The 14,432-nt window shown below is 63.9% G+C and carries 16 protein-coding genes; 10 read left to right on the forward strand and 6 right to left on the reverse strand.

All coding sequences use genetic code 11. The features are described from left to right. Positions 1–364 (reverse strand): DNA-3-methyladenine glycosylase (locus tag VK533_RS04485; RefSeq protein ID WP_324375406.1); only part of this gene is annotated, 364 nt, incomplete at its 3' end. Positions 365–420: 56 nt separating this feature from the next. On the opposite strand from VK533_RS04485, the gene VK533_RS04490 reads away from it, so the two are divergent. The 10 genes from VK533_RS04490 (at position 421) to VK533_RS04535 (ending at position 8,977) form a co-directional block, all read left to right on the forward strand. After that, positions 421–1,659, forward strand: coding sequence for a cysteine desulfurase-like protein (locus VK533_RS04490; protein WP_324375408.1), 1,239 nt, complete (start codon positions 421–423; stop codon positions 1,657–1,659). Positions 1,660–1,771: 112 nt separating this feature from the next. After that, positions 1,772–2,644, forward strand: coding sequence for an NAD(P)-dependent oxidoreductase (locus tag VK533_RS04495; RefSeq protein WP_324375410.1), 873 nt, complete (start codon positions 1,772–1,774; stop codon positions 2,642–2,644). 13 nt (positions 2,645–2,657) lie between these two features. Continuing rightward, entirely contained in the window at positions 2,658–2,993 is a 336-nt protein-coding gene (locus tag VK533_RS04500) for a c-type cytochrome (protein WP_324375412.1), read from the forward strand. 112 nt (positions 2,994–3,105) lie between these two features. Next, positions 3,106–4,449, forward strand: coding sequence for a glutathione-disulfide reductase (gorA, locus tag VK533_RS04505; protein WP_324375414.1), 1,344 nt, complete (start codon positions 3,106–3,108; stop codon positions 4,447–4,449). Between the two features lie 66 nt (positions 4,450–4,515). Beyond that, positions 4,516–5,361: a sulfotransferase gene (locus tag VK533_RS04510; protein WP_324375416.1), complete on the forward strand. Its 846-nt coding sequence runs from the start codon at positions 4,516–4,518 to the stop codon at positions 5,359–5,361. Between the two features lie 206 nt (positions 5,362–5,567). Beyond that, entirely contained in the window at positions 5,568–6,119 is a 552-nt protein-coding gene (locus tag VK533_RS04515) for a DUF484 family protein (RefSeq protein ID WP_324375418.1), read from the forward strand. Further along, positions 6,104–7,030, forward strand: coding sequence for a tyrosine recombinase XerC (locus VK533_RS04520; RefSeq protein WP_324375420.1), 927 nt, complete (start codon positions 6,104–6,106; stop codon positions 7,028–7,030). Before VK533_RS04515 ends, VK533_RS04520 begins: the two co-directional genes overlap by 16 nt. Positions 7,031–7,183: 153 nt before the next feature. Continuing rightward, complete coding sequence (locus tag VK533_RS04525) at positions 7,184–7,918, forward strand: TIGR04255 family protein (RefSeq protein ID WP_324375422.1); 735 nt, start codon at positions 7,184–7,186, stop codon at positions 7,916–7,918. Next, complete coding sequence (locus VK533_RS04530) at positions 7,918–8,526, forward strand: hypothetical protein (RefSeq protein ID WP_324375424.1); 609 nt, start codon at positions 7,918–7,920, stop codon at positions 8,524–8,526. Before VK533_RS04525 ends, VK533_RS04530 begins: the two co-directional genes overlap by 1 nt. Continuing rightward, on the forward strand, positions 8,516–8,977 hold the full coding sequence (locus VK533_RS04535) for a hypothetical protein (protein ID WP_324375426.1): 462 nt from the start codon (positions 8,516–8,518) through the stop codon (positions 8,975–8,977). The genes VK533_RS04530 and VK533_RS04535 overlap by 11 nt, the downstream gene beginning before the upstream one ends. 56 nt (positions 8,978–9,033) lie before the next feature. Here the strand turns inward: VK533_RS04535 and VK533_RS04540 are convergent, their stop codons facing one another. The 5 genes from VK533_RS04540 to VK533_RS04560 all read right to left on the reverse strand — a co-directional run bounded on the left by VK533_RS04540 (position 9,034) and on the right by VK533_RS04560 (position 14,189). Further along, positions 9,034–9,768 carry a hypothetical protein gene (locus VK533_RS04540; protein WP_324375428.1) on the reverse strand — a complete coding sequence of 245 codons (735 nt, stop codon included), beginning with the start codon at positions 9,766–9,768 and terminating at the stop codon, positions 9,034–9,036. 178 nt (positions 9,769–9,946) lie between these two features. Continuing rightward, positions 9,947–10,633 carry a nucleoside triphosphate hydrolase gene (locus tag VK533_RS04545; RefSeq protein WP_324375430.1) on the reverse strand — a complete coding sequence of 229 codons (687 nt, stop codon included), beginning with the start codon at positions 10,631–10,633 and terminating at the stop codon, positions 9,947–9,949. A gap of 32 nt (positions 10,634–10,665) precedes the next feature. Beyond that, the gene (locus VK533_RS04550; protein WP_324375432.1) at positions 10,666–11,982 is read right to left on the reverse strand and encodes a lipopolysaccharide biosynthesis protein; all 1,317 of its coding nucleotides are present in this window, start codon (positions 11,980–11,982) and stop codon (positions 10,666–10,668) included. Between the two features lie 18 nt (positions 11,983–12,000). Further along, positions 12,001–12,915 (reverse strand): cysteine synthase A, encoded by a 915-nt coding sequence (gene cysK, locus VK533_RS04555; protein WP_324375434.1) that lies wholly within the window; start codon positions 12,913–12,915, stop codon positions 12,001–12,003. Continuing rightward, the gene (locus tag VK533_RS04560) at positions 12,912–14,189 is read right to left on the reverse strand and encodes an MFS transporter (protein WP_324375436.1); all 1,278 of its coding nucleotides are present in this window, start codon (positions 14,187–14,189) and stop codon (positions 12,912–12,914) included. Before VK533_RS04560 ends, cysK begins: the two co-directional genes overlap by 4 nt. Positions 14,190–14,432 lie beyond the last annotated feature (243 nt).

A 14,432-nucleotide genomic window follows, 5' to 3' on the forward strand; every position in this document is an offset into this window, starting at 1 on the left:
GGCCGCTGCACAAGGTGCGGGGATCGGCGAGGCCGCGGCGGGCGATCATCCGGTCGATGCCATGGGTCGGCTCGAGCGCGCGGATCAGCACTGCGCTGCCCTGATGCGCGCCGCCGACGAAATTCAGGCACCAGTGGATGCCGTAGATCTTGTAGACGTATGCGTGGCCAACCGGGCCGAACATGACGAGGTTGCGCCCGCGCGGGCCGCCGAAGGCGTGGCTGGCGGGTTCGTCGATATCATAGGCCTCGGTCTCGGTGATGATCCCGCCGACGCCGTCGACCAGCAAGGTGACCCCGATCAGTGCGCGCGCCAGCGGGACGACCGGCTGCGTCCAGAATTCGGTGGGCAGGGGCTTGCTCATGACCCGGTAACTGCCCGATCAGGCCAATCAGGGCGAGAGCGATTCAGGAGCAGCGTGTGGACTTTCCGATCGATGCGGTGCGGGCGCGCTTTCCGGCGCTGGCGAGGGGCGACAGGCGGCGCATCTATTTCGACGCGCCGGGCGGGACGCAGATCTGCCAGGACGCGATCGACCGCATGGTCGAGCATCTCACCAGCGGCACCGCCAATTCCGGCGGCGCCTTCGTCACCTCGCGCGAAACCGATGCGCTGAGCGACGCCGCGCATCAGGCGGTGGCCGATCTGCTCGATGCCGATCCGGGCGAGATCGCGTTCGGGCCGAATATGACGTCGCTGACCTTGGCCCTGTCGCGCGCGATCTCGCGCGATTGGGACGAGGGCGACGAGCTGGTCCTGACGCATCTCGATCACGACGCCAATGTCGCGCCCTGGCTGCTGGTCGCGCGCGACCGCAAGATGATCGTCAAATGGATCGATTTCGATCCCGATACGGGCCTGCTCGACCTGGGTGGCCTGTCGGGCCTGCTGTCGCCGCGTACGCGTCTGGTCGCGGTCGGCGGTGCCAGCAATGCGTTGGGCACATTGAACGATATCAAGAGGATCGCTGCGATCGTGAAGGCAGGGTCGCAGGCTCTGTTGTTCGTCGACGCGGTCCAGTCGGTGCCGCACGTGCCGACCGATGTGCGCGATCTCGGCTGCGATTTCCTGGCCTGTTCGCCCTACAAATTCTTCGGGCCGCATCAGGGCGTGCTGTGGGGCAAAGCGGAGGTTCTGGCGGAGATCGAGGCCTATAAAGTCCGCCCCGCCGATGCCAATCCGCCCGCGCATCGCTTCGAAACCGGTACGCCGTCGTTCGAGGCGCAGGGCGGCGTGCTCGGCACGATCGACTATCTCGACTGGCTCGGCGGCCATTTCTCGGATGCCAACAGCCGGCCCGAGCGGCTGCGCGCGGCGATGACGGCGTGCATCGCCTACGAACAGGAACTGGGCGCGCGGATGCTGGCGGGTTTCGCCACGATCCCCGGGCTCAAAGTGTGGGGCCGGCCGACGATGGACGGCCGCGTTCCGACCTTCGCAATCACGATCGAGGGCCATCACCCCGACGCGGTCGCGGCGACGCTGGCGGAACAGGATATCTTCGTCTGGTCGGGCCATTTCTATGCGGTCGAGGTGATCGCCCGGCTCGGGTTGGAGGAGGCTGGCGGCCTGATCCGGATCGGCCTGTGCCATTACAGCACGGCCGAAGAGGTGGACCGCCTGATCGCGGCACTCAGGAAAATCGCTTCGGCCCACTAATCCGTCGGGCGACGGTGAACCGAGCCCGCTTTATCGAGGAACAAGCCAAGCCTCTGGATTTTTTGGGCCGCTCCGGCGAAAGCCGACTCGACCTTTTCCGTGGAGGAGCGTCATGAAGATCGGCTTTATCGGCCTCGGCAATATGGGCAGCGCGATCGCGCGCAACCTGATCAAGGCCGGCCACGAGGTTACCGTCTGGAACCGCTCGCCCGGTAAGGCCGATGCCTTGGTGGGGGAAGGCGCGAAGCGCGCGGCGACGCCGGCGGAAGCCGCCAGCGGCGCGGTGGTTCATACCATGCTTGCCGACGACAAAGCGGTCGAGGCGGTGACGTTCGGCCCGGACGGCATCCTGTCCGCATCGGCGAAGGCGATCCATGTTTCGCACAGCACGATTGGCCTGCCGCTGGCCGAGCGGCTCGCCAAGGCGCATGCCGAGCATGGCTCTGCCCTCATAGCCGCACCCGTATTCGGCCGGCCGGCTGCAGCCGAGGCCGCCAAATTGTTTATCGCCGCCGCCGGACCGGCCGATGCTCTTTCGACCTGCCAACCCCTGTTCGACGCGATCGGCCAGAAGAGCTTCACGATCGGCGATCACCCGCCGGCCGCGAATCTCGTGAAACTGTGCGGCAATTTCCTCATTCTCGCGACGATCGAGTCGCTCGCCGAAGCGATGACGCTGGGCGAGAAGGGCGGGGTACCCAAGGCGAAGCTGCTCGAAGTGCTGACCGGCAGCCTGTTCGGCGCGCCGGTCTACCAGACCTATGGCGATATTCTCGTGAAGGAGGCGTTTCATCCGGCCGGCTTCGCCGCGCCGTTGGGACTGAAGGACATGAATCTCGTCAGCCAGGCGGCAACCGACGCCCGTGTGCCGATGCCTGTATTGGCGGTGTTGCGCGATCACCTACTTTCGACCATCGCGCGGGAAGGCGAGGATATCGACTGGTCGGGCATTGCCCGGATCATCGCGGCCGACGCCGGACTTTGACATGGGAGTTACGATGCGCCGTCTGATCCCTCTTTTCGTTCTGATCCCCTTCGCCGCCCAGGCCGCCGATCCCTTTGCGCAGGCAAAGGGCGTCATGTCGGCGCAATGTTCGTCCTGTCATGTCATACCCGGCGTGCCGGGTGCGTTCGGGGACATCGGCCCGTCGCTCAAGGGCGTCGCCAAGCGCCCCCTGATTGCCGGCAAGCTGCCGAACAATGCGCCGAACATGGTACGCTGGCTGATGCATCCGCAGCAGGTCTTGCCGGGGACGGCCATGCCCGATCTTGGCCTGACGTCGGATCAGGCCACCAGGATCGCGGCCTATCTCGCAACGCTCGACAAGCCCTGATCCGGGCCGCCGATCGGTGGCATAAACGATCAGATTGACCGAGCTTTCGCATTTGCCGGTGCGCACCCGCATCCCTACATCGCGGGCAAGAACTCCTTCCGGGTGCATTTTCATGGCGGATTATGACGTAGACCTGTTCGTGATCGGCGCAGGATCGGGCGGGGTGCGCGCCTCGCGCATCGCCGCCGGCCATGGCGCCAAGGTCGCGATCGCCGAGGAATATCGCGTCGGCGGCACCTGCGTCATCCGCGGCTGCGTGCCCAAGAAGCTGCTCGTCTACGGCGCGCATTTCGCCGAGGATCTGGCCGACGCGCGCCGGTTCGGCTGGAAGGTGCCCGACTGCGAATTCGACTGGAAGACGCTGCGCGACAATGTCCTGGCCGAGGTATCGCGTGTCTCGAGCATCTATGGCGAGACGCTCGCGAACAACAAGGTCGAGCTGATCCAGGAGCGCGCGATCGTGGCCGGGCCGCACGCGGTCAAGCTCGCGAGCGGACGCACCGTCACCGCCAAATATATATTGATCGCGACCGGCGCGAAGCCCGATATCCCCGACATTCCGGGCAAGACATATGGCATCACCTCGAACGAGGCCTTCCACCTCGACGAGCTGCCGAAGCGGATCGTGATCGCGGGCGCGGGCTATATCGCCAACGAATTCGCGGGCATTTTCCACGAATTCGGATCGCAGGTGACGCTGATCAACCGTACCGACGTGATCCTGCGCGGTTATGACGAGCAGATCCGCGACCGGCTGCTGCAGATTTCGAGCGGCAAGGGCATCGACTTCAAATTCCATGCGGAAATCCAGAAGATCGAGAAAAAGGAGGACGGCTCGCTGCTGGTCCACGTCGCCAATCACGATCCGCTGCCGTGCGACGTCGTCATGTTCGCCACCGGCCGCCGGCCGTTGACCGATCTGGGGCTGGAGACCGCCGACGTCGCACTGAACGACAAAGGCGCGATCAAGGTCGACGACGACAACAAGTCCACCTGCGACAGCATTTACGCGGTCGGCGACGTGACCGACCGCATCCAGCTGACTCCGGTGGCGATCCGCGAGGGCCAGGCCTTCGCCGACACGATTTTCGGCAACAAGCCGCACCGCGTCGATTACGACAATGTGCCTTCGGCCGTGTTCAGCCATCCGCCGATGGCCGGCGTCGGCCTGACCGAAAGCCGCGCGCGCAAGAAATATGGGTCGGTGAAGGTCTTCACGTCCGATTTCCGGGCGATGAAGAATGTGCTGGCCGGCCGCAACGAGCGTGCGCTCTACAAGATGGTGGTGCATCCCGACACGGACGTCGTGCTCGGCCTGCACATGATCGGGCCCGACGCCCCGGAAATCCTCCAGGCGGCGGCGATCGCGGTGAAGGCGGGCCTGACCAAGCAGGCGTTCGACGATACGATCGCGCTGCACCCGACGATGGCGGAAGAGCTTGTGCTGATGCGCTGAGCGTCGACGGCCTTGTGTCGCTCGGTCCCCCGCGGTTAGAGGTTCGCCTCACGCGCGCGGGGGCCCATGGCGGAAAAGCAGCTTTTATTCGTATGCGGTGCGCCCAAATCGGGCACGACCTGGCTGCAGCGCGTGCTGGATGCGCATCCCCAGATTCAATGTTCCGGCGAAGGGCACTTCATCGAACGGTTCACCGTGCCGCTCGCCCAGGTGATGCGCGATTATGCGGCGCATCTGGGCCTGGTCGCCGACCGCGTTTATGAAGGACAGCCTTATTACCCGCCGATCGAACAGGAAGACCTCGATCGCTTGGTGCGCAGCTTCGTCCTGAGCCGGCTGATGACGCGCAGCCCGGGGGCGGAGGTGCGGTGGATCGGCGACAAGACGCCGCGCTACACCGCTAGTCTGCCGGCCTTGCTGCGGCTGTTTCCGCATGCGCGATTCATCAATATCGTGCGCGATCCGCGCGATGTGGCGCTGGCGCGCATGCATCAGGCGCGGCGGGCGAACCTGGCCGAACGCGTGGCGGAAGGCACGCCCCAGCGCGTCCAGTTCATCCGCGAAGGCGGCCAGGATTGGGCCCGAAGCGTAGCGCCGATCGCCGCGTTCGTGGCCGAGCATCCCGGCACGCTGCACAACCTGAAATATGAAGACATGATCGGCGATCCGACCGGCGAGGCCCGCAAATTCTTCCGCTTTCTCGGCGTCCGCCACGACGACGCGCTGCTGGAGCGGATCGCGAACATGACGTCGTTCGAGGCGCAATCCGGGCGCAAGCCGGGCGAGGAGCATCCAACGTCCTTCCTCCGCAAGGGTGTTGCCGGCGACTGGATCGGCCGACTCGAGCCGGAGGCGCTGCAGGCGCTGGACGAAGCGTGCGGCGATCTGATGCGGGCCTATGGTTATATCTGAGAGTCGTTTGAGAAAGCGCGAAAGAGCGCTTTCTATGGCGGTTCCGGCCCGCTCCCCCACCCATCCTCCCGATCAGCATGACCATGTCGGGAGGTTGGGTGGGGGAGCGGGCCGGAACCGGCTTTCTCAAAAGACGCCGCCGCGTTCATCTCTCGGATAGGTTTAGCAAACCGGTCTTTAACCGACGCGGACGTACAAACCTGCTCATGCAGCGAATCGATTTCGAAGTCAGTGCCGTCGCCACCCTCCGCAAGCGCGTGTCCGAGGTCGAGGAGATCAACGAGGATCTCATCGCCTTCGCGCGTGGCCATGCCGGCGCGGTCTCGTCGATTCACGAGGCGGTGCTCGCCGCGATCGCCTGCGATAATTCGACCGAGCTCGCGACCGTCATCACCTGCCGCTGGCCGATGCTGCTGCGCGTCGACGAGGTGGCGTTCGCGTGGGAGGCGGGGGGCGAGGCCTTCCGCGCCAATCGCGACGGCGTGCGCGAGGTCGAACCGAGGCTGGTCGAACGCATGGCCGACATCATGCGCCCGGTGGAGATGCGCGGCGTCGAGCGCGGCCATCCGCTGTTCGGCGCGGCGTGCGAGAGCATCCGCAGCGAAGCCCTGATCCGGCTCGACAGTTTTGCGGGCAGTGGACTGATCGCGCTCGGCCAGGCCGAATCGGCGACGATCGAGGGTCGTCATGGCACGCGTCTGCTGCGCTTCCTGGGGCAGGCGGTTTCGCATATGCTGGAGCGGTGGCCCGCCCCCTGACCCTCGACACCCATCCGGCCTTCCAGCAGGCGGCCGATTGGGAAAGGCATTTGCGCGCGGACCGGCGCCGATCCGAGCACACGATCCGGGCCTATGGCGCCACCGCGCGGCGCCTGATCCAATTTTTGGGACAGCATCGCGCCGCGTCGATCGGTGCGCCCGAACTCACGTCGATCGACGCCGCCGAATTGCGCGCCTTCCTCGCCGCGCGCCGCATGGACGGGCTCGCCAACGCATCCGCCGCGCGCGAATTGTCGGCGGTGCGCGGTTTCCTCGCTTTTGTCGCGAAGGGGGAGGGGACGGCCGCGCCGCCGCGTCTGCGCGGACCGCGCGTCAAGAAAGGCGTGCCGCGCCCGGTTTCGCCCGCCGATGCGATCGCCATCGCCGACGATGCCGAGGACGAGGGGCGCGAGCCGTGGATTGGGCTGCGCGACAAGGCGGTTTTGCTGTTGCTCTACGGCGCGGGCTTGCGCGTCGGCGAGGCGATGGCGCTGACCGGGGCGGTGCTGCCGCTGGGCGAGACTTTGATCGTCACCGGCAAGCGCGCCAAGACGCGGGTCGTGCCGCTGCTGGCGCCGGTGCGCGAGGCGATCGAAACGTATCTGGGGGCGTCGCCCTGGGGCGTGAGCCGCGATTTGCCGATATTCCGCGGCGCCAAGGGCGGGCCATTATCCGCCGATATCGTCCGCCGCGCGGTGCGCGCTGCGCGCGCGCGGTTGGGATTAAGCGACCGCACCACGCCGCATGCGCTGCGCCACAGTTTCGCGACACATCTGCTCGGGCGCGGCGCGGATCTGCGCTCGCTCCAGGAATTGCTCGGCCATGCCAGCCTGTCGTCGACGCAGGTCTATACCGGGGTCGACACCGCGCATCTGCTCGACGTCTATCGCCACGCGCATCCGCGGGCGTGAGTGTCAGAATCTCATATTGGCCTCTAGTTGCTCTCTCTCAGCCGGGTGGCACCGCCTTCGTATTTGCTTTGCTGAGAAGTTGTCACTTAACCTCGGTCACCCTACATCACCCAGCGTCGTAGAGTCGCAGGCAGAGGCGCATAGCGCCGCGGAGTGGATCAAATTAACTACGCAAAGCCCCCGATTATCGAGGCAATCGTGGAGTTTCGTTACGCGGAGCCAATGACGGCGAAGCGATTGCTAAGGCTGTCCGAAAAAATCGGGAAAACTTACGACGCGACCACGGCCGAGGAAGAGGTGAAATTTCAGCTCAACTTGGGATCTGGCAGCGCCGATGTGATTGAGCGCATGCCGGTTGCGAAACATACGTCACGTGATCAAACCGAACTCTTCATAGCCAAGCCATGCACTCTAACATGGTCCCGGTTAGCACCGTATGAGGGTTGGGATTCATTCATCGCGCGCATTGCGCGAGAATATAAAATAGCAGCCACATTGGGCGCGAACCGCCCCCTTGAACGAATAGGTCTGAGATTTATCAATCGGATCGACGTCCCGCTTGACCCCGATAGCGGCGTGTTTCGGTATGAGGATTTCATTGCAGTTACGGTGGGGCTGCCCGATTTGTTTGACCCTGTCGCTAGCTATCAGTGGCGGATCGATAAGGTTTTTTCCGAGTCCAAGCTAATGGCTGTAATCCAGTCAGCTACGTTGATGTCGGAGGTGCCTGGAACAATGGGTTTTTTAATCGATATAGACGTGGGTGCTAACGAGGGCTTGCCTTCAAAGCATGATGATATATTTAATCGCTTGAGCGATATGCGGGCATTAAAAAACGAGCTTTTCGAAGTTATGATAACTGAACATGCTAGGGAAAGCTTTCGCTGATGTATTTGTTTGCTCAGGATACAGGAAGCTTATCCTCTTCGCTCAATCGTCTTAAGCCGTTGTCTCACGGTGGTACTGGTGAAGGCCAGATTCCGATATTTTCGAAACTCGATGTCGAACGGCGGAGTGCTGCGTCAGAGCCTAGAGTTTTTCGTTTTATAAGGGGCCAAGATTCGGTCCAACAGCGCTTGTTCGAAGCAACAGCGCAAGCGAAAATCTGGACTTCGAAGATTGCAATGCACCTTGATCGTGCAGTGCGGGATCGGTTTTTTGCTCAACTGGATCGCCTGCATGATCTAGAAGAATGGTACGAGAGCGACGCACCGCTTGCTTTGGAATCATACAAAGCTTTCGTTCGCGCAATTTTGTACGTTGGGATCGACAGTGCACCAGCCTTAGCGTTGATGCCTTCCGGCAATTTGCTGGCGATGTGGGAGGCGGGCAGCGACCGCCTATCTGTGGAATTTCTGCCGGGTGACCGGGTAAAGTGGGTGCTTAGCCGCAAAATCGACGGTGGAGTTGAGCGCGCTGCGGGCGAAACGGCTATTACCAGGTTGGAGGCTGTTTTAGCTCCTTACGACGCGAATAAATGGTTCCATGGCGGCTAAAAAGGCGATCCCGCTTGCCGATACGATCACCCGCTTCGTACCGAAGAACAAGCAGCGTCGGCATCCAATAACTGACCAATTTCAAGGAATATCTGCGGCGGGATTCGCGCTAAGGGCGGATGATAAAGGCGGCTTATCTGTCACTTGGATCGAGCATTATGGCGCTGCCCGACCAGATAATTTACGAGAAGCAGCAATTGCGTTCCGCGAAAGTCAGCCAAGCAAGAAAATCGGAGCTGAAGGAGCCTTTGCTTGCGCCAAAGTTTCAGCGGTTAAAGCTAAGTCGGCAGCCTTTAAAAAAAAGATTAGGGTCGTCGTCGCGCCCGTCATTGGCAACCCCGGTCACGCTGAGGTCAGACATTTTACAGACGACGATATCGAACTGCTTGAGGCCTTAGCTTCAGACGTCTTTCTCGATGTCGTCCGCGTCGCAGCTCTCAATCTTCCTTAGCCTCATAGTATGAATGTCGGCGGATACCGGAGGCGACTTCGCCGTCCCCGTACGCGTTATCTTACCAGCAGGTTCGATGCTGCGACTACGGCGGTGGCCGCCTGCAGCGCCGCTTCCAGCATTTGCGGATAGGGCAGGCGTGAATCGATCTCGTGCACGGCGGCGCCGTGATATTTGATGCGCGGCATCGTTTCGGTCTTTTCGCGCAGTTCGGCGAGGGGATGATCGGGCTTGCGCGCGAAAGCGGTGTCCGCATCGACATTCAGGCGGATGACCAGCGCCGGTCTCTGTTCGGCCATCCAGTCGTAAAGCTTCTGTTCGCGCAGCGCGAGCTTGCGGACGAGCCAGTTGCTGGTGCGATCGGTGGTCAGGCCCGGACCGTCGAAATGGAAGCCGGGGATCTCAGACTGCGGATAGCGTTCGGCAATCACCACCATACCGCTCTTCGACAGGCGGATCAGCCGCCGTACCTTCGCGACCCGCCATACCGACAGCAGGTACATCACGATCGCGGTGAACGTGCCGGGCAATTTCTTTTGCATGTCCTGCGCGCGGCGTGCCTTGGCGGCGAGGTGCCGTTCTAGGCGGACGCCGATGAACGGAAGAAGCTTGATCTTGTCGCCCATCTCGCCGGAAATCAGCCCCATGTAGCGGCGTTCCACCGCCCCGTGATCGCGCAGAGCGGCAACCAGATCAGCGGCCAACGTCGTTTTGCCGGAGCCATCGCAGCCCACGACGGCGACAACCCCGGCAAGGGGCGCATCCAGCGCGCTGGTTGCGGGGAGGGGCACATCGCGCTGTACGCGGTGGACGATGGGCCGCTCTGCGACCCGGAACGATTCCGGCCGATTATGCCGTTGGAATTTAGCCGCCATGGGCTTTCTCCGAAGGACATCCGAAGACGCATTTTGCGACAGCTAGCGGCGGTTTTGTAGTAAAAATGTCATAAAGACCGGACGCCAACTTAGGTTAAGTTTGCTCGGTCCCGACAGCAGCACGTGCCGCAGCCAACGCCGCCTGCAGGACCTGCGGATAGGGCGCGCGGCTGTCGAGATCGACGATGTGCGCGCCATTGAAATTGAGGGTCGGGATCACACGCACCTTGTCGCGCAGCATCGACAATTTGTGGTCGGGCTTGCGCGCGTAAGCGGTATCGGCATCGACGTTGAGCCGGATCACCAACGCCGGCACGTGGCGCGCCATCCGCTCGTACAGGCGCAGTTCGCGCGCCGCCAACCAGCGGACGATCCCCCTGGTGGCCTCGGTTGCGGCCAGGCCCGGGCCATCGAAATAGAAGCCCAGCACCTCGGCCTGCGGGTAGCGATCGGTGATCACCGCCACGTCGCGACGATTCAATGCCAGCATCCGCCGGAACTTGAGGTGGCGCCAGCGCGACAGCAGGTGGATCGCCAGCGCGGTGGGGATATCCGGCGATGCATGTTTCCGGTCCGCGGCATGGGCACGGTTGCTCCCGCGCAGCAGATAGCGCCCGATCGGAGGGCCGATCAGCGGAAGCCGGCGAATCCCGTCGAGGATATTGCCTGAGCTCTGGCCGAGATAGAGCAGCGCGATCGGGCGTTCTTTGCGCAGGTGCGCGGCCAGATCTGTCGTCAGCGTCGATTTGCCGGAGCCGTCACTGCCGACGACGGCAATCACATTGGCCAGCGGCAGGGGCTGGTCCGGAGATTTCACGAGGCCAGGCTTTCGGCACGACGCCGGTAGCTGCCGATCACGGGCAGCAGCATGAAGGCCGTCATCGCGGCGGTGCCGAGCAGATAGGCATAGCCCGCGCCGATCAGGCCGTACCTCCAAGTGAACAAGGCCAATGCGCCGAGATAGAGCGACGTGGCGGCGATCTGCGCCGCCAGCGCCGCCCGTTGGCGGCCGACCATGTAGAGCAGGGATTCGAGCGGGAAGCTCGCCATCGAAATCGCCAGGGCCCAGATCATCAGGCGCAGAAGAGCATAAGAGGCGAGATATTTCTTGCCGAATATGAGCGCGATCAGCGGCTTGCCGCCGATCAGAATGATGACGAGCATAAGAAGCCCGATCAGCCCCGCGATCGTTCCCGTCCGCAGTCCCAGCCGCCAGGGCGCCTTGCTCGCCGGATCGAGGCGCATGATTTCCGGATAGAAGCCGCGGCTGAGCAGATCGGCGGGCTTGCGGGTCGAATCGAGCAACGTGCTCGCGATATTGTAGAAACCCGCCGCGATCGGGCCGAGTATCGCGGCGACGACGACGTTGCTGAGCGATCCCCATGCCGCATAGACCGAATGGCCGATATTGGTGGTCCAGGCGAAGCTCCACGCATCGGGCAGGCGCCGGGCGGTGCCGAACAGACCCGGGCGGAACGCATCGGCCATGCCCCGCCGCCGCAGTTCGCGCGCGGCGAAGAACCAGGTGACGAGGTCGCCGCCGATATCGGACAGATACCAGGTCGTGACGAAGCCGGGAAAGCCAAGGTGCGCGAAGTATGAGAAGGTCGCCCCGACCGCGCGCAGCAAAGGCGTCACGACTTGCTGCATGGCGATCAGATCGAAGCGGTCGAGCAGGCGGAGCACGCCGGTGGGCGTCGCCGCCGTCATCGTCGGGATGAGCGTGCAGTAAACGAACGCGATCGTCAGCGTCGTGCCCGAAAGCCCGAGGCGGCCCGCGAGGAGCGGCAGCAGCACCGCCGCACCCACCATGCCGACGAGACCGCTTGATATATCGAGGCCGAAGGAGAAGCGGATCGCGTCGCGCGCGATTCTCTCGTCGCCCCGGGCCAGCGCGGGGCCGCCGTAGCGGATGATGAATTGCCAGGTCTGGAACTTGGCAAGCGCGCCGGCGCCTTCGGCGTAGGTGTGGATCACCATCAGCAGGCCGAACAAGGTCGTCGTCAGCCCATGGCCGGCGCACGCCAACGCGACGAGCCCGAGCGGGGCCGCGAGCAGCTTGGCCGCGCCCAGATAGCTGGAATTGCGGAGCACGGCCCGGAACAGGCCGTCGCTGAACCAGCGTTTCACTTCAGCCGTTCACTTGCCTTATTCCGGCAGGAAGTCCGGCACCGACAGATAGCGCTCGCCGGTATCGTAATTGAAGCCGAGGATGCGCGAACCGGGCGCGTCCTTGAGTTTCTGCGCGATCGCGGCGAGCGTCGCGCCGGACGAGATGCCGACCAGCAGGCCCTCTTCGCGCGCCGAGCGGCGGGCATAGTCCTTGGCGTCGGCGGGATCGACCTGGATCACGCCGTCGAGCACGCCGGTGTGGAGGTTGGCGGGGATAAAGCCCGCGCCGATGCCCTGGATCGGGTGCGGGCCGGGCTGGCCGCCCGAGATGACCGGCGACAGCGTCGGCTCGACCGCGAACACCTTCAGGTTCGGCCATTCCTTCTTGAGCACCTCGCCGACGCCCGTGATGTGGCCGCCAGTGCCGACGCCCGAGATGATCATGTCGAGCGGCTTGTCGCCGAAATCCTTGAGGATCTCCTGCGCGGTGGTGCGGGTATGGACCTCGATATTGGCCGGATTCTCGAATTGCTGCGGCATCCAGCTGTTCGGCGTCTGGCCGATAATCTCGAGCGCGCGTTCGATCGCACCCTTCATGCCCTTTTCGCGCGGGGTCAGATCGAAGCTCGCGCCATAAGCCAGCATCAGCCGGCGCCGTTCGAGCGACATGCTTTCGGGCATGACGAGGATGAGCTTGTAGCCCTTGACCGCCGCGACCATCGCGAGGCCGACGCCGGTATTGCCCGAGGTCGGTTCGACGATCGTGCCGCCGGGCTTGAGATCGCCCGATTCCTCCGCCGCCTCGATCATGGCGAGCGCGATGCGATCCTTGATCGAGCCGCCCGGATTCGACCGCTCCGACTTGATCCAGACCTCTTCCGATCCGAACAGCCGCTGGATGCGGATATGCGGGGTGTTGCCGATCGTTTCGAGAACGCTGTTCGCCTTCATGCCGCCATCTCCTCGCCGGGGATATCTTCGAGAGTCTTGGGTGGTTCGAATGTACGCGCGCGCACCAGTTCGGGAAACAGGCGCGACCAAATTATCGTGACGCCGATCGCGCCGATACCGCCCAACACTACCGCAGGCACCGCGCCGATCAAGGCGGCTAGGAAGCCGCTTTCTGCCTCGCCGAGTTCGTTCGAGCCTGAGATGAAGAGCGTTGAGACCGCGCCGACGCGGCCGCGCATGTCGTTGGGCGTCCAGATCTGGATCAGCGACTGGCGGACATAGACCGACAGCATGTCGCACGCGCCGAGCACCGCCAGGCAGACGAGCGACAAGGGCATCCAGCGCGACAGGCCGAAAGCGATCGTGGCGGCGCCGAACAAGGCCACCGCGATCAGCATCTTTACACCGACATTGTGGCGGAGCGGGCGGGCCGAGAAATAGAAGGCCATCGCCGCCGAGCCGACCGCGGGCGCCGCGCGCAGGTGACCGAGCCCTTCCGAGCCGACCTTGAGGATGTCGCGCGCATAGATGGGCAGCATCGCGGTCGCGCCGCCGAGCAGGACCGCGAACAGATCGAGGCTGATCGCGCCCAGCACGACCCGGTTCTTGCGGACATAGTGAAGTCCGTCGACCATCTGTCGCCACGGATTGGCCTTGCGATCGAGCGACGTCTTCGCGATCGGCCGGATGAACATCAGGGATGCGGCCGCGACCAGAAACAGCCCGCCGGAAACGGTATAAGGCAGCCACCGCGCGGCGGCGTAGAGATAGCCGCCCAGCGCCGGGCCGCCGATCGCGCCGGTCTGCCACGCGATCGAGGACGCCGCGATCGCGGTCGGCAATACCGCGTGTGGGACGAGGTTCGGCGCGAGCGCGCCGATCGCCGGATTGGCGAACGCGCGGCAGACGCCGAGCAGCACCGCCACGACGTAGATCGCAGCCAAAGTCGTCGTGCCGTGCCAGGCAAGCAAGGCCAGCCACGCGGCGCACAGCGCCTCGGCCAGCAGCACGATCCGCCCGATCCAGCGCCGGTCGATCCGATCCGCCGTCCAGCCGGTGATGAGGGTGAGTGCTGCGAGCGGCAGGAATTGCGCGACGCCGACCATGCCGAGTTGGAACGCGGCTTCCTTGGGCGACATCGTGCGCCGCGCGATATCGTACACCTGCCAGCCGATCACCACGACCATCGCATTCTGCGCGACTGTCGTCGAAAAGCGCGCGAGCCAATAGAATCGGAAATCGCGGAACGAGAAGGGAGAGGCCGTTTTCGCCATGACCCAGGGCTCTAGGCGTTGGCGAAGGCGGCCTGCAACCCCGAATAGCCTAGTCGTCCGCTAGGAATTCTTCACCGGGCTCAATGCCGTCGCTCGGGCGGGCCTGACGCCGCCATGACCCCGCGTTGCGCGAAGCTCGTCTCGTGCGGCGCAGGGTTGCGGATCGAGGGGCGCAAGCGCGACAGGCTGCAAATGCCGGCGGCGATGGTCAGCCCTCCAGCGATTAGCGGCGGTATGAAGCTG

The organism is Sphingomonas sp. (assembly GCF_035317925.1).
Lineage (GTDB): Bacteria > Pseudomonadota > Alphaproteobacteria > Sphingomonadales > Sphingomonadaceae > Sphingomonas_I.

What these genes read in the sequence shown, in the direction of transcription:
- VK533_RS04535 (WP_324375426.1), top strand. Translation starts at nt 8,516, where the DNA reads ATGGCGGCTAAAAAGGCGATCCCGCTTGCCGATACGATCACCCGCTTC.
- cysK (WP_324375434.1), bottom strand. Translation starts at nt 12,915, where the DNA reads ATGAAGGCGAACAGCGTTCTCGAAACGATCGGCAACACCCCGCATATC.
- VK533_RS04515 (WP_324375418.1), top strand. Translation starts at nt 5,568, where the DNA reads ATGCAGCGAATCGATTTCGAAGTCAGTGCCGTCGCCACCCTCCGCAAG.
- VK533_RS04495 (WP_324375410.1), top strand. Translation starts at nt 1,772, where the DNA reads ATGAAGATCGGCTTTATCGGCCTCGGCAATATGGGCAGCGCGATCGCG.
- VK533_RS04530 (WP_324375424.1), top strand. Translation starts at nt 7,918, where the DNA reads ATGTATTTGTTTGCTCAGGATACAGGAAGCTTATCCTCTTCGCTCAAT.
- gorA (WP_324375414.1), top strand. Translation starts at nt 3,106, where the DNA reads ATGGCGGATTATGACGTAGACCTGTTCGTGATCGGCGCAGGATCGGGC.
- VK533_RS04500 (WP_324375412.1), top strand. Translation starts at nt 2,658, where the DNA reads ATGCGCCGTCTGATCCCTCTTTTCGTTCTGATCCCCTTCGCCGCCCAG.
- VK533_RS04560 (WP_324375436.1), bottom strand. Translation starts at nt 14,189, where the DNA reads ATGGCGAAAACGGCCTCTCCCTTCTCGTTCCGCGATTTCCGATTCTAT.
- VK533_RS04510 (WP_324375416.1), top strand. Translation starts at nt 4,516, where the DNA reads ATGGCGGAAAAGCAGCTTTTATTCGTATGCGGTGCGCCCAAATCGGGC.